General features: G+C 61.5%; 18 protein-coding genes and 1 pseudogene. 13 read left to right on the top strand and 6 right to left on the bottom strand.

All coding sequences use genetic code 11. The annotated features are described in order from the left end of the window. Positions 1–100 precede the first annotated feature (100 nt). Positions 101–724 (top strand): chloramphenicol phosphotransferase CPT family protein, encoded by a 624-nt coding sequence (locus NKJ00_RS24170; RefSeq protein WP_352612300.1) that lies wholly within the window; start codon positions 101–103, stop codon positions 722–724. Between the two features lie 52 nt (positions 725–776). On the opposite strand, the gene NKJ00_RS24175 is transcribed toward NKJ00_RS24170, so the two are convergent. The 5 genes from NKJ00_RS24175 to NKJ00_RS24195 form a co-directional block, all read right to left on the bottom strand. Continuing rightward, positions 777–1919, bottom strand: coding sequence for a phosphatase PAP2 family protein (locus tag NKJ00_RS24175; RefSeq protein WP_352612296.1), 1143 nt, complete (start codon positions 1917–1919; stop codon positions 777–779). A gap of 183 nt (positions 1920–2102) precedes the next feature. Next, positions 2103–2534 carry an HIT family protein gene (locus tag NKJ00_RS24180; protein ID WP_128303607.1) on the bottom strand — a complete coding sequence of 144 codons (432 nt, stop codon included), beginning with the start codon at positions 2532–2534 and terminating at the stop codon, positions 2103–2105. A gap of 98 nt (positions 2535–2632) precedes the next feature. Beyond that, positions 2633–3847 (bottom strand): GNAT family N-acetyltransferase, encoded by a 1215-nt coding sequence (locus NKJ00_RS24185; RefSeq protein ID WP_352612294.1) that lies wholly within the window; start codon positions 3845–3847, stop codon positions 2633–2635. A gap of 50 nt (positions 3848–3897) precedes the next feature. Beyond that, entirely contained in the window at positions 3898–4626 is a 729-nt protein-coding gene (locus NKJ00_RS24190) for a glycerophosphodiester phosphodiesterase (protein ID WP_128303609.1), read from the bottom strand. Positions 4627–4640: 14 nt separating this feature from the next. After that, a complete protein-coding gene (locus NKJ00_RS24195; RefSeq protein ID WP_128303610.1) occupies positions 4641–5105 on the bottom strand; it encodes a RidA family protein in 465 nt (154 codons plus the stop codon). Between the two features lie 138 nt (positions 5106–5243). Here NKJ00_RS24195 and NKJ00_RS24200 point away from each other — a divergent pair, with 138 nt between their 5' ends. The 5 genes from NKJ00_RS24200 to tsf all read left to right on the top strand — a co-directional run bounded on the left by NKJ00_RS24200 (position 5244) and on the right by tsf (position 9828). Beyond that, on the top strand, positions 5244–6071 hold the full coding sequence (locus NKJ00_RS24200; RefSeq protein WP_023812940.1) for a cell envelope integrity EipB family protein: 828 nt from the start codon (positions 5244–5246) through the stop codon (positions 6069–6071). Between the two features lie 113 nt (positions 6072–6184). Next, positions 6185–7483, top strand: coding sequence for a lysophospholipid acyltransferase family protein (locus tag NKJ00_RS24205; protein ID WP_128303612.1), 1299 nt, complete (start codon positions 6185–6187; stop codon positions 7481–7483). 43 nt (positions 7484–7526) lie between these two features. Further along, the gene (locus tag NKJ00_RS24210) at positions 7527–7805 is read left to right on the top strand and encodes a DUF4031 domain-containing protein (RefSeq protein ID WP_023812938.1); all 279 of its coding nucleotides are present in this window, start codon (positions 7527–7529) and stop codon (positions 7803–7805) included. Positions 7806–8008: 203 nt separating this feature from the next. Further along, entirely contained in the window at positions 8009–8797 is a 789-nt protein-coding gene (gene rpsB, locus NKJ00_RS24215) for a 30S ribosomal protein S2 (RefSeq protein WP_128303614.1), read from the top strand. Positions 8798–8907: 110 nt separating this feature from the next. Then, positions 8908–9828: a translation elongation factor Ts gene (gene tsf / locus NKJ00_RS24220; RefSeq protein WP_128303615.1), complete on the top strand. Its 921-nt coding sequence runs from the start codon at positions 8908–8910 to the stop codon at positions 9826–9828. 21 nt (positions 9829–9849) lie between these two features. On the opposite strand, the gene NKJ00_RS24225 is transcribed toward tsf, so the two are convergent. Beyond that, entirely contained in the window at positions 9850–10776 is a 927-nt protein-coding gene (locus NKJ00_RS24225; protein WP_127295546.1) for a LysR family transcriptional regulator, read from the bottom strand. Between the two features lie 116 nt (positions 10777–10892). Between NKJ00_RS24225 and NKJ00_RS24230 the strand changes: the two genes are divergently transcribed. The 7 genes and pseudogenes from NKJ00_RS24230 to rseP all read left to right on the top strand — a co-directional run bounded on the left by NKJ00_RS24230 (position 10893) and on the right by rseP (position 16916). Further along, positions 10893–11420 (top strand): nuclear transport factor 2 family protein, encoded by a 528-nt coding sequence (locus NKJ00_RS24230; protein WP_352631540.1) that lies wholly within the window; start codon positions 10893–10895, stop codon positions 11418–11420. Between the two features lie 39 nt (positions 11421–11459). Next, positions 11460–12562: pseudogene (locus tag NKJ00_RS24235) on the top strand (aldo/keto reductase). Between the two features lie 148 nt (positions 12563–12710). Next, positions 12711–13433 (top strand): UMP kinase, encoded by a 723-nt coding sequence (pyrH, locus tag NKJ00_RS24240; protein WP_027161554.1) that lies wholly within the window; start codon positions 12711–12713, stop codon positions 13431–13433. 100 nt (positions 13434–13533) lie between these two features. Continuing rightward, positions 13534–14088 carry a ribosome recycling factor gene (gene frr, locus NKJ00_RS24245; protein WP_013531759.1) on the top strand — a complete coding sequence of 185 codons (555 nt, stop codon included), beginning with the start codon at positions 13534–13536 and terminating at the stop codon, positions 14086–14088. Positions 14089–14122: 34 nt separating this feature from the next. Continuing rightward, positions 14123–14857: an isoprenyl transferase gene (locus NKJ00_RS24250; RefSeq protein WP_023812930.1), complete on the top strand. Its 735-nt coding sequence runs from the start codon at positions 14123–14125 to the stop codon at positions 14855–14857. Then, entirely contained in the window at positions 14854–15669 is an 816-nt protein-coding gene (locus NKJ00_RS24255) for a phosphatidate cytidylyltransferase (RefSeq protein WP_023812929.1), read from the top strand. The genes NKJ00_RS24250 and NKJ00_RS24255 overlap by 4 nt, the downstream gene beginning before the upstream one ends. Positions 15670–15773: 104 nt before the next feature. Further along, complete coding sequence (gene rseP / locus NKJ00_RS24260; protein WP_023812928.1) at positions 15774–16916, top strand: RIP metalloprotease RseP; 1143 nt, start codon at positions 15774–15776, stop codon at positions 16914–16916. The last annotated feature ends 6 nt before the right edge of the window (positions 16917–16922 follow it).

Raw genomic sequence — 16922 nt, forward strand, 5'->3', positions numbered from 1 at the left:
AACTCTCGCTGTATTTGGACATGCAAAACCCCCGAAGGTTGTGTCCAACTTTCGGGGGTCAGTTCAAAACGGGGCTTTTTTCATTGGAGCGGGAGGACGCATGGCCGGGCAGGTCATCATTCTGAACGGTGCACCGAGATCGGGAAAATCAAGCATCGCCAGAGCTGTTCAGGAGAGCTTCGATGGCGTCTGGCTCAATCTCGGTGTCGACGTCTACGAGCAGGCCACGCCGGCACGCTATCGGCCTGGGATAGGATTGCGGCCTGGCGGCGAGCGTCCGGACCTTGAGGCCCTCGTGCCCGGATTATACGCCGCGCTCTACGAATCGATAGCCGCTCATAGCCGGTTGGAGCTGAATGTCGTTGCGGATGTCGGCCATCACGATGCCTATTCGAGACCACTTCACATTGTGGCCGATTGCGCGCGCCGGCTTGTAGGTCTGCCGGTGCTGTTTGTCGGTGTTCGCTGCCCGCTGGAAATCATCATGGAAAGGCGTGCGGCCAGCGCGGCAGACAAGGGATATGTAACCGGCTCGCCCGATGATCCCGTCCCGCTGCCCGTGCGTCTGTGGCAAGAAGAAGTCCACCGCCCAGGCGTGTACGATCTGGAAGTCGACACCTCGCTCCTCAGCCCTGGGCAATGCGCGGATACGATCGCAGAGCAGCTTAGCACCGTATCCAACAGCGTTTCAGAAACTATTCAACCCATCCAGCGCGGCCCTTGAGCCGTTTTGACCGGCATGGCCGCCGCAGGCGGGTTCGTCCAGATCGGCGAATTTACAGCCCGCATACGGCCGGCGATTGCATGGTGGAGCTCTCGATTTCAGCGGCCATGCGGTCCGACGCGAAACGTGTCACCAAATATCCGCACGCCTTCCAGATCGCGATCATCAGGAATGCACCCGCATAGCCATCCACGGCATAGTGCCAGCCAAGTACGACGGAACCGACCATAATGACGCCGGCGAATAACCACATCACAAGACCGGCCAGCCGAGACCGCCGTGTTGCGTAGAGGGCGAACAGCACCGCCATCGCAACGTGCAGGGATGGGAAGGCGGATATACCGACGCTGCCGGTAGTTGCGCCGGTATAGCCACTCCACAGCATATCCTGCGTGCTGAGCGCCCAGATCGGATAGACGCGATCGGCAACGGCAAGTGCTTGCATGAGGGGGTGAAAGTCGTTGCCGAACCCCAATCGCTCGTAAAAGCAAGGGCCAGCCGACGACAGGCCCATCGCGAGGAAGAAGCCACCCAGCGTCCACATCGTCATGAAGCTCATCAGGAACTGGTGACGCAGCTTCGTATCCTTGCGTGTGATGCACACGGTGAAAACCGTGGTGATGAGCACGACGAACCAGAAATTGTACGCGATGTTGATGATCTTCAACGCAAGCGGCGACTGGACGACAAACCACAACCATTCGTGCGGGGCTCGACCGAAATGCAGGATGCGATCGGCGTGAGCCAATGCTTTGTCCCATGCAAACGGAGAGAGGATTGCAATGGCTCCCTTCAACACACCGATCGCGGATATGAAGGCAAGACCTGCACCCAGGCCATTCAGGCTGTTGGCAATGCGTTCGGCATCGCCAAAGAATCTACCCAGTGACTTGAGGAAGGTGTGCAGCGGTTCGGTATCCCGCTGGACCAGCGCAAGGTGGAAAAGCGTCCCAAGTGCAAGGGCTGAGCCGCAAATCCAGAAGGCGATGAAAAGATACTCGGCGTATTCCTCCAGAACGCCGAAATCCGGCATGTTTCCAGTGTGCCACCCGACTGCGCTTGCCAGAAGCAGCGCAGCGGCAGCCATAGCGTGCAGCAGCCGGTGTCGCCAAAAGGCATCCGCCAAGATACCAAGAAAAGCACGTCCGAAAATTGCCCCCGTCAGCGGGGCCGATGCCGCAACCGAATCTTCCATGGTTTTGAAGCCCCACAGCTCGCCACGCCGTTACTGTTTTACCGTGAGACGGTTCAATATTTCCTAATCAGACGATTAGAGTTGCAAACGGTTGAGTCCCGGCGCCGGCACGGCCGGGCACTAGAATCGTCTTCTCGGCTAAACGGCGCTACCCGGTCCGCCACATCGGCTGACCTCTCGCTCTCAATTTTTGAGCGCAGTCCGGATCTTTTCGGCATTTTCGGTCAGCACCTCCGGCTTCTCCATTCCTCCCGTGTGCGACTTCAGCGGGATGCCGTCGAAGCGCGGAATGACATGTACATGCAGATGATAGACGGTTTGCCCCGATGCCGGCTCATTGAACTGCATGATGGTGACGCCGTCGGCGCCAAAGGCCTTTTTCACCGCCAGCGCCACTTTCTGAACGACGTTCAAGAGATGGCCGAAAATTGACGGGTCGGCGTCGAGCAGGTTGCGCGATGGCGCCTTCGGCAACACCAGCGTATGGCCCGGCCCCTGCGGCATCACATCCATGAAGGCGATGACCGCTGCGTCCTCGTAGACGCGGTGCGAAGGAATTTCGCCGCGCAGGATCTTGGCGAAGATGTTGTCGGTATCGTAGGCGGCCTCAGTCATGGTGAACGCTCCGGATTGTGCCTTTCGTGTAGCGAAACGGTGGAAAATCGACAAGACGATCGGGCGAAGTCAGCCCTGCTCGTCAGGCAGCCCTGTTGCTACTCCTCCAGATCCTTGCGGAACGGGGTGTGCCCCTCGAGATATTCGCTCATCCGCTCCACCTCGTGGCGTTCACGCCTGAGATAATCGGCGACGGCATTGCGCAGGCCTGGGTGTGCAATGTAGTGCGCGGAATGCATGGTCACCGGCCGGTAGCCGCGCGCCAGCTTGTGCTCGCCCTGCGCGCCCGCCTCCACCACCTTCAGCTTGCGCTCGATGGCGAAGTCGATCGCCTGGTGATAGCAGACCTCGAAATGCAGGAAGGGATGGTCCTCGATACAGCCCCAGTTGCGGCCATAGAGTGCGTCGGAGCCGATGAAATTGATGGCCCCGGCAATGTATCGCCCGTTGCGCCTCGCCATCACCAGCAGGATGTCGTCGGCCATGCGTTCGCCGATCAGCGAGAAGAATTGACGGTTGAGATAGGGCCGACCCCATTTGCGGCTGCCGGTGTCCATGTAGAAGGCGAAGAAATCGTCCCAGGCCTTCTCCGTGAGGTCCTTGCCGGTCAGCCGGTCGATCGAAATGCCTGGGGCAAGCGCTTCACGCCTTTCCTTCTTCATCGCCTTTCGCTTGCGCGAGGCAAGGGTGGCGAGGAAGTCGTCATAGGTCGAAAAGCCTTCGTTGAAGAAATGGAATTGCTGGTCGGTGCGGTGCAGGAAGCCTGCCGCTTCCAGCACCTCCACATCGCTCTCTTGCGCGAAGGTGACATGCGCGGAAGAGACGCCGAGTTTTTGCGTCACCGCCTTCAGGCCCGCCACGAGACCGGCCTTTACTTTGGCGCTGTCCTCGCCTTTACTGACCAGCAGGCGAGGGCCGGTGACCGGGGAGAACGGCACGGCACTTTGCAGTTTGGGGTAGTAACGGCCGCCGGCGCGCTCGAAGGCATCCGACCAGCCATGATCGAACACATATTCGCCCTGGCTGTGCGATTTGAGATAACAGGGCACCGCGCCCAGCAATCTGCCTTGCCCGTCCTCCAGCCTGAGGTGATGGCCCTGCCAGCCGGTACGCCGCACGGCGCATCCAGAATCTTCGAGCGCACTTAGAAAAGCGAAGGAAACCAAAGGATTGTAACTGGTTTCTGAATCTCCGCGCGCAGTTCCGGCAAAGCCGTTCCATTCATCACAGGTGAAGGCGCCGATGCCGGCGGCGACGCGGATCGAATAGTCCGCATTGGCCGTTTGTCCGTCGCCCTCGTCGCCCTGATCCATGAGGCTTATTTAAGCTCCGTCCGGCCTGGTACAAGTCACGTTTCAGACACTCATGCGACTTTGACCAGATCGGGCTCGAACCCCTCGAACGTCATCTGGTCGGCATATCTGAAGGTCAGGTCGACCGCCGGCTGGTCGTGCACCGTCCAGGTGATAACAGGCATTTTCAGCTTTTCGCGCACGAAGCTGACGAATGGGTTCGGCAGGTCGCCTGCGGCATAGGAGGTGAAGGCGATCTTATGCGCCAGCATGGCGAAATGCGCCTCGATCAGCCCAACGTCCTTGCCGTAGGCGGTGAGCCCCCCTGGGATACCCGGCGCGTCCTTCGGAAAATCGCGGACCAGCCAGTGGTCGAACGACATGATCGCCGCTTTGCCCTTGTAGCGCTTGAGCATCTTGCCGACGCTTGCCACCAGGCCTTCGTCATAGCCGGGCGTGCCTTTCAACTCGACCACCAATGGCACGCGGCCGTTCACCAGGTCGAGCGCTTCCTGCAGCGTCGGCACATGGTCCGCCGTGCCACCGACCCTGAGCGCCGCGAGTTCAGTTGCGGTACGCTGCCAGACGAAACCATCCTGGCCGGTCAGGCGCTTGAGATCGCCGTCATGGATGATGACGGGAACACGGTCGGACGACAGGTGCACGTCGCATTCGATGGCATAGCCGCGCTCGGCGGCCGCGGCGAAGGCCGACAGCGTGTTTTCCCAGCGAGTCTTGTTCATGTCGTGGAAGCCGCGATGGGCGACGGGCCGGGCGGTCAGCCAGGATAGGTCGGTCATATCTGTCCCCTGGCTCATTCGACTTCGAAGATGGCTTCGATTTCCACTGCGGCATTAAGCGGCAGGCAGGCGGTGCCGACGGCGGAGCGCGCATGCTTGCCACGTTCGCCAAGGGCCGCCACCAGGAAATCGGAGGCGCCGTTGGCAACCAGATGCTGCTCGACGAACTCAGGTGCCGAGGCGACGAAAACGGTGATCTTCACCAGACGGCTAATCTTCTCGAGGTCGCCGAGTGCTGCCTTGGCCTGCGCCAGGATGTTGATCGCGCAGTATTTTGCCGCGTCCTTGCCGCCTGCCGTATCCAGATCGCGACCTAACAGCCCGCTCGCCTGCAGCTTGCCGTCCTTGAGCGGCAATTGCCCGGCGGTGAACAGCAGATTGCCGGTCCGGCAATAGGGCACGTAGTTGGCGGCGGGCGCGGCGGCGACGGGAAGCGTCACACCCAGATCACTTAGCCGCTTTTCGATTGTTTCACTCATGGTATTTCCCTATTGCTTGGTGACGCCGCGCCGGCCGGGCCGAAATTGCTATTTTTGCCTCGCTTCCGCCACGACTTTTTTTAAGCTGGACCATCTTTCCCTGCGGCCTGCCATCAGTCGCGACGATCGGAGTACCTCATGCGCGCAACGCGCCTCGCATTCCATGCCGTCCTGTTGTCGGGAGCCCTCTCGATAGGCCCTGCCTTTGCCGCGCCGGCGCTGCAAGCCCACCGCGCCGTCTACGATCTTACCCTGAAAAAGGCTTCCGATCAGTCCGGCATCACGGGCATATCCGGCCGCATGGTCTATGAGTTCAATGGCTCGGCCTGCGAAGGCTATACGGTGAAATTCCGCTTCGTCACCCAGATCGTCACCGCCGACAACACCAGGTTGACCGACCAGCAGACGACCACTTTCGAGGACGCCGAAGGCAAGACTTTTTCGTTCGTGACAAAATCCTTCGTCGACCAGAACCTCGACAAGGAGGTCAAGGGCATCGCCACGAAAGAGACCAAGGGCCTGAAGGTCGACATCGACAAGCCTGAAAAGAACAGCGTCGAGCTGGCGACAACCCAATTTCCGACCCAGCACCTGGTCGAGCTGATCGGCAAGGCCGAAAAAGGCGAGAATTTTTACGAAACGAACCTGTTCGACGGTTCCGAAGACGCCAACAAGGTGATGACCACCACTGTCGTGGTCGGCAAGAAAACCGATGCCGACAAGGCCGACCCGGAAGCTTCGGCACTGGCAAAGCTCGCCACGGACAAATACTGGCCGGTCGACATCGCCTATTTCGACGACACCAACAAGACGGGCGAAGAGGTGCCGGAATACCGTATCAGCTTCAAGCTGCATGAGAACGGCATCACCCGCGATCTCGTCATGGACTATGGCGACTTCTCGATGACCGGCAAGCTGGTCAACCTGTCGCTGTTCGACCAGACGAAACCCTGCCCCGCCAAATAGTGCCGGTCTAGGCAGTTGATTTACCACGACACGGCGTGGTCGTTGCGATCGACTTGAACGTGCCGCAATCGTCTCTCAACCTCTCCCAGCGTCCAGGCGCGAGGGGGATCAGCTTGAGCAGGATCGATACATTTGTCGCGCCGCGGCCCAACCCGGCACTGATCAGGGCCATGACATCCGTCAACCGGATCGTCATGCTGCGCGGCATTCCCGGATTTCGGGATCTGTTGCCGTTCAATCGCCTGGCCGGTCTTCGCGGCGTCGCCAATGTCCGCCATATCGACTTTCCCGACGCCGATCTTGAGCGGCTGAAGGCCAGTTGCGGGGCAGGGAAGGCGACCTTCATCACGCCCAATCATCCCGAGTTCTTCACCGACTGGATGATCGACAAGGAGATTGTGTCGCAGGTCAGCCCGCTCACGGCCTCATGGGCAACCAATGGTGTCGTCAACGGCCTTGGCCGGCTGATGCAGAAGTTCTGGCTGGCCAACAATCTGATCGCCCAGATTCCGGGCAACAGCGGGGCAGCCAAGGAACACTCCGTCGCCTGGGCCTTGAAAGGCCATGGCGTGCTGCTGCATCCCGAAGGCGGCGTTGGCTGGCATGCCAACATCGTTGCGCCTTTGCTGCCGGGTGCCGTCGAGATGGGGCTTGAGGCCCTCAAGCGCGGCCGGGCCACGGATCCGGATTTCAAGGTCTGGATCGCGCCAGTCGTCTGGAAGCTTGCCTTCACCGGGAATGTCGAAGCGGCGCTGGCGAAGGAATGCGCCTATGTCGAGAAAAGCCTGAAAATAGAACGCCTTGCGACCGACACGCTGCCGCAGCGCATCCACCATGTCTATTCGACGCTGCTGGCCCGCGATGAAGCAGCATCGGGCATGCCATCCGACGAAGGCGCAACCTATGCCGAGCGCCAGCAGGCGTTGGTTGCTGAACTCGGCCGCCGACTCGGCGAAAGCATATCGCCCGACACTGATGTCACCGACGCAACCGAACTTCTGCGGCGGGCGCGTCGTTGGCAGCGCGAAAACAGTGGCGATGCGGAAGGCCGAAAGCAGGTCCGCGCGCTCGCCGACACGATTCAGAGGCTGCAACGCGTCGGGCCCTGGGCCGCGGCCAACCCGCGCATCAGCCTGGAAGAGATCGCCGAACATCTGAAGCGGGTCCGCAACGACTATTGCCGGGGCGGACTGCGTGACACGATCAACCGGTTCATTCCGCAGCCGGCCGGACCGCGTTGCGCCCATATCCGGGTGCCGGAGGCGCTGGGCCTGCATGAGTATGCCGGCTCGATCGACGATGCGGTTGCCGAGTTGCATCGTCGCATGCAGGACACAATCACCAGCACCGTGGCTGAAGTCGAGGCCGGCGGCGGCTTCATTTTCTATCTGAATCCCTTCTATCATCGCTAGACGAGTGCCTGTCGGCGCAAGATGAAGGAATACGGCAAGCCTCATGGCAGTCTATGTCGACGCAGCGATCTGGAACTGGGCCGGCCATCGCTGGTGCCATCTGTTGGCCGACGACACCGACGAGTTGCATCGCTTTGCCGCCCGGCTCGGCGTCAAGCGTTCATCGTACCAGGGACCGCCCAAGACTTCGGCGCCGCATTATGACATAACGGGCTTCGAGCGTGATCGTGCGGTGCGGCTCGGCGCTATCGAATGCAGCCGCGAGGAGATCGTCGCGGTCTTCCGGCGGGTGCGGGTGCCGAACGGCAAGGTCAAGCGCTGACGGCAGGGCGGGGATCGTCGCACGCAACACCACGGATCCTGCGGCGCTTGCGTTTATCGCGCATCCCCTCTATATGCGCGCTCATTCCACACACGGACTTTGGTGTCTGCCCGGGAGAAATCCGGCTGAAACCTCCGGTGGCGTTCGAGGACAAAGTCCAAAAATGCCTGTGTCCGTGGAGGCTAACCGGAAAGGAACTTTGAATGGCACTGCCTGATTTCAGCATGCGCCAGCTTTTGGAAGCTGGCATTCACTTCGGCCACCAGACCCACCGCTGGAACCCGAAGATGGCGCCCTACATCTATGGCGCCCGCAACAACATCCACATCATCGACCTGTCGCAGACGGTGCCTTTGCTGCACCAGGCGCTGAAGCAGGTTTCCGACACCGTCGCCAAGGGCGGCCGCGTGCTGTTCGTCGGCACCAAGCGCCAGGCCTCCGACATCGTCGCCGATGCGGCACAGCGTTCGGCTCAGTATTATGTCAACTCGCGTTGGCTCGGCGGCATGCTGACCAACTGGAAGACGATCTCGAACTCGATCCAGCGCCTGCGCAAGCTCGACGAGATGCTGGCCGGCGAGGCGCAAGGGTTGACCAAGAAGGAACGCCTCAACCTCGACCGCGAGCGCGAGAAGCTCGACAAGGCGCTGGGCGGCATCAAGGACATGGGCTCGACGCCCGACCTGATGTTCGTCATCGACACCAACAAGGAAGCGATCGCCATCCTCGAGGCCAAGCGCCTCGGCATCCCGGTCGTCGCCATCATCGATTCGAACTGCGATCCGGACAAGATCGACTTCCCGATCCCCGGCAATGACGACGCGGCCCGCGCCATCCAGCTCTATTGCGATCTGATCGCCAAGGCTGCGATCGACGGCATCGCCCGCCAGCAGGGCGCGCTCGGCGTCGACATCGGCGCTTCGGTCGAAGCTCCGGTCGAACCCGCGCTCGACCCGGCTCCGGCTCCGGCGTCGGAAGCTCCCGACGCTTGATAATCGAAGGCCGGTTTGCGGCCTTCATCTTTCTCATATTCTGGCACGCTAAACAGACGCACCATCGAATACCGATGGTGCGTCGGTGCATTTAAAACAAAGAGGCGACAATGAGCATTTCGGCTGCACAGGTCAAAGAACTCCGCGACTTGACCGGCGCGGGCATGATGGATTGCAAGGCCGCGTTGACCGAGACCAACGGCAACATGGAAGAGGCCGTCGACTGGCTGCGCAAGAAGGGTATCTCCAAGGCCGACAAGAAGGCTGGCCGCACCGCGGCTGAAGGTCTGATCGGCGTCGACAATGGCGTGCGCGAAGCTGCCGTCGTGGAAGTCAATTCCGAGACCGACTTCGTGGCCCGCAACGCCGCGTTTCAGGAAATCGTCGCCAACGTTGCCAAGGTTGCGCTGGCCTATGGCACGACGGAGGCTGTGGTCGCCGCAAAGTATCCGGGTTCGGACAAGTCTGTCGCCGACACAATCAAGGACGCTGTCGGCACCATCGGCGAAAACATGGGCTTCCGCCGCTCGGCCAAGCTCACCGTTCCGCACGGCGCTGTCGCTACCTACGTCCACAACGCCGTTGCCGACGGCCTTGGCAAACTCGGCGTGCTGGTCGCGATCGAGACCACGGGCAATGAGCATGCCGCCAACGCCTTTGGCCGCCAGGTGGCCATGCATGTTGCCGCCACCAACCCTCTGGCGCTGACGGCAGAGCAGATCGATCCGGCCGCGGTCGAACGCGAGAAGGCGATCTTCTCCGACCAGGCGCGCCAGTCCGGCAAGCCGGAAGCGATCATCGAGAAGATGGTCGAGGGCCGTCTGCGCAAGTTCTACGAGGAAGTCGTGCTCCTGAAGCAGGCCTTCGTGCTCAATCCCGACATCACTGTCGAGAAGGCGCTGAAGGATGCCGAGAAGGAGATTGGTGCGCCGGCCAAGATCACCGCCTACCTGCGCTTTGCGCTGGGCGAGGGCATCGAGAAGGAAGAGACCGATTTCGCCGCGGAAGTCGCTGCAGCGGTCAAGAAATAGCCCTTTCCAGGGCTCACGAACTCAGGCAACTCGGCCGGGTGTCCGCAAGGAGGCCCGGCCGATTTCTTGTGCGGTGTCGATAAAGGCCCTGAGCTTCGGCGCCATCGCCGCCCGGCGAGGGAAATAGAGGAATAGCCCCGGTTCCTCGATCGCCGTCTGCGGCAGCACCTGGACGAGGCGGCCCGCGGCAAGATCGGCGCGCGCCAGCGGCTCGAACACATAGGCAAGCCCGACGCCTGCAAGCGCAAGATCGATTGCTGCGAGCGAATCCGTCACGACAACGCTGCCCCGCGTCTCCATGGCGATGTCCTTGCCATCCTCGATCAAATCCCAGCGATAGAGCGCACCGGAGCGGACGAGCCGGTAGCCGATACAATTGTGGTTCGCCAGGTCGGCAACGCCGCCGGGACGGCCGTGCCTTCCGATATAGGCGGGCGAGGCGACGATGACGACGGAGAATGGCGGCGTCAGCCGGACCGCAACCATGTCCTGAGCGATCATCTCGCCAAGCCGGACGCCGGCATCGAAGCCTTCGCCGACGATATCAACCAGACCCTGGTCAGCGAAGACCTCGACCGTAACCTCCGGATAGCGCTCGGCCATCGCCGCGACCACCGGCGTCACCGCCAATGGTATCGCTATGTTGGAGGCGTTGATCCTGAGCAGGCCAGACGGCCTGCCTTTGACGCTGCGGATGCGGTCCATCCGCTCGGCAATATCCTGGAGGGCCGGAGCCGCCGTTTCCACCAGCGCCTTGCCGGCCTCGGTGAGCGAAACGCTGCGCGTCGTGCGGGCGAACAAGGGCTGGCCGATCCGCTCTTCGACAATGCGCACCGCATGGCTGACCGCCGAAGGGCTCATGCCGAGTTCGGCGGCGGCAAGCGCGAAGCCGCCGCGCCGGGCAACGGCGACCACGACCGGAAGATGGCTGAGCAGATCGCGATCCATTCATGAATGATATCGCATGGTCTGTGCGAACAATGCAACCTTATCGATGCCAAGGCGGTGGTCCACATTGTCGCCAACTCATCGGCGATCGGCTGATGGCACTGAGGAGACGAGACATGAACACGTTAAAGCACGTAACTTTCACGGCAGGCATGGCGTTGGCGCCGATGGATGCCGGTGGGGCGGAGCCATCAGACTGGCGGGCCCTTGCAGACGAACGCGCGGTCATTCGCATTGCCGATGCCATCGACCGGGCCGTTGACGCCCAGGACTGGAAACTTGCACGCGGCTATTTTGCGGATCGGATCACCGCCGACTTCAGCAGTCTCTCCGGACAGCCGGCGGCCAACATCGCTTCCGACGATCTGGTTGGCGCTTGGGCGGCCAACCTCAAGGGCAGCAAGACAAGCCTGCATCTGCGCGCCAATCACCAGGTCGCTCTCAAGGCGGACACGGCGACTGTCCTGTCGAACGGCTATGCTTGGAACCGGATGGAAGGCAATGGCGACCCGCTTTGGGAGGTCTGGGGCACCTATGAGCATCACCTGACGCGTTTTGCGGATGGCTGGAAGGTCGATGGCTTCGCGTTCCACATGACACACGAGCGCGGCAATCCCTGGGTCAAGAACACTCCGGGCCAGTGACGCGCGGGGGTATCTATCACCAAGCATTGGAAGACGATCATGACCATGACCTACTACACTCTTGGCAACAGCGGCCTTAGGGTCAGCCGACTGGCACTGGGCACGATGACTTTCGGCAAGGAATGGGGCTGGGGAGCCGACAGGGATACGGCGCGGGCGATTTTCACGCCTATGTCGAGGCGGGCGGCAATGTCTTCGACACGGCGGATCTCTACACAGATGGCACGGCCGAAGCCTGGCTTGGTGAATTCATCGCCGAGCGCGGGCTGCGTGACACGGCGGTGATAGCCAGCAAGTTCACCATGAACATGCAGCCCGGCAATCCGAATGCTGGCGGCAACGGCCGCAAGAACATCATGCGGGCCGTCGATGCTTCGCTGAAACGGTTGGGGACCGACTATATCGATCTCTATCTCATGCATGTCTGGGACAGGCTGACCCCGGCTGAAGAGGTCATGCGCACGCTGGACGACCTGGTTCGGATGGGCAAGATTCGCCATGTGGGACTTTCCGATGTGCCCGCCTAGTACGCGGGTCGCGCACAGGCGATCGCCGAATTGCGAGGATATGAGCCGGTTTCGGCGCTACAGCTCGAATATTCGCTGGCCGAACGCGCGATCGAGAACGAGTTCGTGCCATTCGGCACGCGCCATGGCGCCGGCATCATGGTGTGGAGCCCGCTGGCCAGCGGTTTGCTGAGCGGCAAGTATCGACCGGCCCAGACCGGAAACGGCCGCCTCGACGGATTTCGCAACTCGACGCATCCGGGTTTCCAAAAGTTCACGCAACGCTGGGCTATCGTGGCCGAACTCGAGAAGGTCGCATCCGAGATCGGCCGCAGCATGCCTCAGGTCGCTCTCAACTGGGTGGCGACGCAGCCGGGGATCGCAACCGTCATCCTCGGTGCGACGACGCTCAGCCAAATGCATGACAATCTTGGCGCGCTGGATTTCGAGATTCCGAAAGCGCATCGCGACCGGCTGGAGAGAGCCAGCGGAACTCCAGCGCCGTTTCCCTATTCCTATTTCGGTTCGCAGATACAGGCGCGCGTTACCGGCGGCGCGACAACCGGCGACAAGCCCTCCAACTACGTGTCACCGGTGCTTATCGAAGGAGAGTCGGCCAGCGTGTCCACCAATTGATCGATGGGACAGGAAACCGGCAATTTGCCGTTTGGGCGCCGCGTGACATCGCGGCGCCCTTCGTGTATCGGAACGCCATTGTTTCGAGGCGGCACCAGCGCGAGGGTAGCCACCTGGAACGCGCCACACGCAAAATGAAGAGGCCCAGATGACGGTGAAGCCCCTCTACCGACGTGTCTTGCTGAAAGCGTCGGGCGAAGCGTTGATGGGCGAGCAGCATTTCGGCATCGACGTGTCAGTGGTGGATCGCATCGCCGGCGACATCGCCGAGGCGCGCGCATTGGGCATCGAGGTCGGCGTCGTCATCGGCGGCGGCAACATCTTTCGCGGCGTGGCCGTTGCCTCCAAGGGCGGCGACCGTGTCACCGGCGACCACATGGGCATGCTGGCCACGGTGATCAATTCGCTGGCGCTGCGCACGTCGTTGAACAAGATCGGCGTCGACGCCGTGGTGCTTTCGGCGATCGCCATGCCCGAACTTTGCGAGAGCTTTTCGCAGCGCCAGGCGACCGCCTACATGAACCAGGGCAAGGTGGTGATCTTTGCCGGCGGCACCGGCAATCCGTTCTTCACCACTGATTCGGCCGCCGCCCTCCGTGCGGCTGAAATCGGCGCCGACGCTCTGTTCAAGGGCACTCAGGTCGACGGCGTCTACTCGGCGGACCCGAAAAAGGACCCCAGTGCGACGCGCTTCGAGCGCATCAGCCATGGCGAAGTCATAAATCGCGGCCTTTCCATCATGGATACTGCTGCGATTGCACTTGCGCGCGAAAACAACATTCCGATAATCGTCTATTCGATCCACGAAAAAGGTGGTTTCGGCGATATTCTGAGGGGCGGCGGCCGCTGCACGGTCGTCGCGGACGATTGATCGGCGACCTGACCCGAAAAGGGAAGCCGGTTTTCGAAAGTTCGATTCGAAGACGGCCCCGAAGCAGTGAGCCCGCATTAGACGGGTCGAGGAGATAAAGATGAGTGGTGAGTACGACGATCTCAAGCGGCGCATGGATGGGGCTATTGCCGCGTTCAAGCATGATCTGGCCTCGCTGCGGACCGGTCGCGCCTCCAGCAATCTGCTCGATGCGATCCAGGTGCAGGCCTACGGCACCACCATGCCGATCAATCAGGTCGCCAACGTCTCGGTGCCGGAGCCGCGCATGATCTCGGTATCGGTATGGGACAAGTCGATGGTTGGCGCGGTCGACCGTGCGATCCGCGAATCCAATTTGGGGTTCAACCCGATCGTAGACGGCACCAACCTCAGGATTCCGCTTCCCGAACTCAACGAACAGCGCCGCAAGGAACTGGTCAAGATCTCGCACACCTACGCCGAGAACGCCCGTGTCGCCGCGCGCCATGTGCGCCGCGACGGCATGGACTTCCTGAAGAAGGCGGAGAAGGACGGCGACATCAGCGAAGACGATCAGCGCAAGCGCTCGGACCAGGTCCAGAAACTTACCGACGAGACGATCAGCACCATCGACCACCTGCTTTCCGATAAGGAAGCTGAAATCATGCAGGTTTAGGGTCATGGCCGCCGGCTGACCCGAAAGCGAGAACATGGCAACGCCCGCGCATGTCGCGATCATCATGGACGGAAACGGACGCTGGGCCAAGGCGCGCGGCATGCCCCGTCTTGCGGGCCACCGTGCCGGTGTCGAGGCGCTGCGCAAGACGGTGCGCGCGGCACCTGGGCTCGGCATTTCCTACCTGACCGTCTATGCTTTCTCGTCGGAGAATTGGTCGCGGCCGAAGTCCGAGGTCAGCGACCTGATGGGCCTCTTGAAAATGTTCATCCGCCGTGACCTTGCCGAACTGCACCAGAGCGGTGTGCGGGTTAGAATCATCGGCGACCGGGCAGGGCTGCAGTCTGATATCAGGGGACTGCTCGATGAGGCCGAAACGCTGACGGCCGCAAACGAATCGCTGACGCTGGTGATAGCCTTCAACTATGGCGGACGAGACGAAATCGTTCGCACGGCACAAAAGCTTGCGGCGGCCGTGGCGCGTGGCGAACTCGACGCTGAGGCGATATCAGCCGAAAGTTTTGCCGGCGCGCTTGATACGCAAGGCATTCCCGACCCGGAACTCGTCATCCGCACCAGCGGCGAGCTTCGGTTGTCAAACTTCCTTCTGTGGCAAGCCGCCTATAGCGAACTCGTCTTCCTGCCTTGCTATTGGCCCGACTTCAGCCGCGAGCACCTTGCGGAAGCTTTGCGTGAGTTTGCTGGCCGCGAACGCCGTTTCGGCGGACTTGGAGGCCAGGACGTCGCTTCGCGACCGGCCGCGGGATGAGCAATCTTCAACTCCGTATCGTTTCGGCGATCGTGCTCGCCATCATCACTCTCGGCTTGACCTGGATCGGCGGTTTGCCGTTCCGGCTGCTGTGTGCCGTGATCGTAGCGGCGATCTTCTATGAATGGACCCGCATGTCGCGGCCAACCGGGGCAACGGGTCTGGGTTTCCTGCCGGAAGCACTGCTGGTTGTCTTCATTGGCGCCTTGATTGGCGGCCTGGCCTCCTCCTGGCTGCTACCGCTTGTGGCGGCAATTGTTGCCGCAACGGCGATAGCCGCCTCGGTTCGCAAGACCGGACAATGGGATGCGAGCGGCCTTGCCTATGCCGCGGTTTCAGGCCTGTCGCTCGCCTTGCTGCGGGATGGCGATCGTTCAGGCCTCATTGCCATCCTGTTCCTGTTCGCGGTCGTCTGGGCCACCGATATCCTTGCCTATTTCGTGGGGCGCGCCGTTGGGGGGCCGAAACTGGCGCCGGCGATCTCGCCCGGCAAGACGCGCAGCGGCGCACTCGGCGGCGCTGTCGGCGGCGTCGTCGCCGGGCTGGTCCTCGCCGCAGCTGCCGGTGTCGGCAATCTGGTATTGCTCGGCTTGGTCGCGCTCGTGCTGTCGATTGTCTCGCAGGCAGGCGACCTGTTCGAATCCTGGATCAAGCGCCGCCATGGCCGCAAGGATTCGGGGGCGCTCATCCCGGGCCATGGCGGCGTCATGGATCGTGTCGACGGGCTTGTCGCAGCGGCATTCGCCCTATACGTCATCGGCTGGATTTCGGCGAACGCCGATCATCCGGCGCAGGGTCTGTTTCCCGTTTGAGCGATGTCATTTCAGGGTCCTATGCGCGGTGCGCCTTGGATTCGCCCGGATTGGTGTCACAGTCACGGCGCAGTCTGCGCCGTGGAAGAATTTGAGGGTTTGTCTTGAACGAGATTCTTCACGCGCTTTTCAGCACAGAAGGCTTTGTCCTGGGCACGCTGGTGCCATTCCTCTTCGTGCTGACAGTGGTCGTGTTCGTCCATGAAATGGGCCATTACCTTGTCGGGCGCTGGTGCGGCATCGGTGTCAGGGCCTTCTCGATCGGCTTCGGCCCGGAACTTTTCGGCTTCAACGACAGCCACGGCACGCGCTGGAAACTGTGTGCGATACCGCTTGGCGGCTATGTCAAATTCGTCGGCGACATGAACGCCACATCGAGCCAGCCCACGTCGGAAGAAATTGAAACGCTGACCGAGGAAGAGCGCAAGGTCGCCTTCCACACGCAGCCGATCTGGAAGCGCGCGGCAACGGTGGTGGCCGGACCGTTGTTCAATTTCCTGCTGACGATCGTCGTCTTTTCCGTGCTGTTCACCGCCTATGGCCGCTATGTCGCCGAGCCCATGGTGGCCGAGGTGACCGCCGACAGCCCGGCGGCGAAGGCCGGCATTCTTCCCGGCGACCGATTCGTCAGCGTCGACGGCAACAAGGTCGAAACCTTTGGCGACGTTCAACGCCTGGTCTCGGGCCGTGCCGACGACGCAATCACCTTCGTCATGCTGCGCGACGGCCAGGAGGTCACTGTGACCGCGGCGCCGCGGCTGATGGAACAGGAAGACGCGCTCGGCAACAAGGTCAAGGTCGCCGTGATCGGTGTCGTCAATAACAAGGAACTCGGCCAGCCGAGGCTCATCACCTACACGCCGGTCGGAGCGGTCGCGGCGGCGGTCGAGGAAACCGGTCACGTCATCCAGCGCACCGGCCAGTTCCTGCAGCGCTTTGTTGTCGGGCGCGAAGACAAATGTCAGCTGGGCGGTCCGGTGAAAATAGCCGACATGGCGGGCAGGGCTGCGAAACTGGGATTCGAATGGCTGGTGCAGCTGGTTGCACTGCTATCCGTTGGCATCGGAATTCTGAACCTTTTGCCGATTCCCCCCCTCGACGGCGGTCACCTCTTGTTCTACGGGGTGGAGGCTGTCATTCGCCGTCCGGTGTCGGAACGGATGATGGAAATGGCCTATCGGGCCGGGTTGCTTCTGGTGCTGTGCTTCATGGGGTTCGTTTTTTGGAACGATCTGTTTGGGTGCTGAAATCAT

Origin of the sequence: Mesorhizobium sp. M0227 (genome assembly GCF_040321855.1) — a bacterium.
Classification (GTDB): domain Bacteria; phylum Pseudomonadota; class Alphaproteobacteria; order Rhizobiales; family Rhizobiaceae; genus Mesorhizobium.

What these genes read in the sequence shown, in the direction of transcription:
- frr (WP_013531759.1), top strand. Translation starts at nt 13,534, where the DNA reads ATGAGTGGTGAGTACGACGATCTCAAGCGGCGCATGGATGGGGCTATT.
- NKJ00_RS24210 (WP_023812938.1), top strand. Translation starts at nt 7,527, where the DNA reads ATGGCAGTCTATGTCGACGCAGCGATCTGGAACTGGGCCGGCCATCGC.
- pyrH (WP_027161554.1), top strand. Translation starts at nt 12,711, where the DNA reads ATGACGGTGAAGCCCCTCTACCGACGTGTCTTGCTGAAAGCGTCGGGC.
- NKJ00_RS24170 (WP_352612300.1), top strand. Translation starts at nt 101, where the DNA reads ATGGCCGGGCAGGTCATCATTCTGAACGGTGCACCGAGATCGGGAAAA.
- NKJ00_RS24230 (WP_352631540.1), top strand. Translation starts at nt 10,893, where the DNA reads ATGAACACGTTAAAGCACGTAACTTTCACGGCAGGCATGGCGTTGGCG.
- NKJ00_RS24200 (WP_023812940.1), top strand. Translation starts at nt 5,244, where the DNA reads ATGCGCGCAACGCGCCTCGCATTCCATGCCGTCCTGTTGTCGGGAGCC.
- NKJ00_RS24195 (WP_128303610.1), bottom strand. Translation starts at nt 5,105, where the DNA reads ATGAGTGAAACAATCGAAAAGCGGCTAAGTGATCTGGGTGTGACGCTT.
- tsf (WP_128303615.1), top strand. Translation starts at nt 8,908, where the DNA reads ATGAGCATTTCGGCTGCACAGGTCAAAGAACTCCGCGACTTGACCGGC.
- NKJ00_RS24180 (WP_128303607.1), bottom strand. Translation starts at nt 2,534, where the DNA reads ATGACTGAGGCCGCCTACGATACCGACAACATCTTCGCCAAGATCCTG.
- rpsB (WP_128303614.1), top strand. Translation starts at nt 8,009, where the DNA reads ATGGCACTGCCTGATTTCAGCATGCGCCAGCTTTTGGAAGCTGGCATT.
- NKJ00_RS24255 (WP_023812929.1), top strand. Translation starts at nt 14,854, where the DNA reads ATGAGCAATCTTCAACTCCGTATCGTTTCGGCGATCGTGCTCGCCATC.
- NKJ00_RS24175 (WP_352612296.1), bottom strand. Translation starts at nt 1,919, where the DNA reads ATGGAAGATTCGGTTGCGGCATCGGCCCCGCTGACGGGGGCAATTTTC.
- NKJ00_RS24250 (WP_023812930.1), top strand. Translation starts at nt 14,123, where the DNA reads ATGGCAACGCCCGCGCATGTCGCGATCATCATGGACGGAAACGGACGC.
- NKJ00_RS24190 (WP_128303609.1), bottom strand. Translation starts at nt 4,626, where the DNA reads ATGACCGACCTATCCTGGCTGACCGCCCGGCCCGTCGCCCATCGCGGC.
- NKJ00_RS24225 (WP_127295546.1), bottom strand. Translation starts at nt 10,776, where the DNA reads ATGGATCGCGATCTGCTCAGCCATCTTCCGGTCGTGGTCGCCGTTGCC.
- NKJ00_RS24185 (WP_352612294.1), bottom strand. Translation starts at nt 3,847, where the DNA reads ATGGATCAGGGCGACGAGGGCGACGGACAAACGGCCAATGCGGACTAT.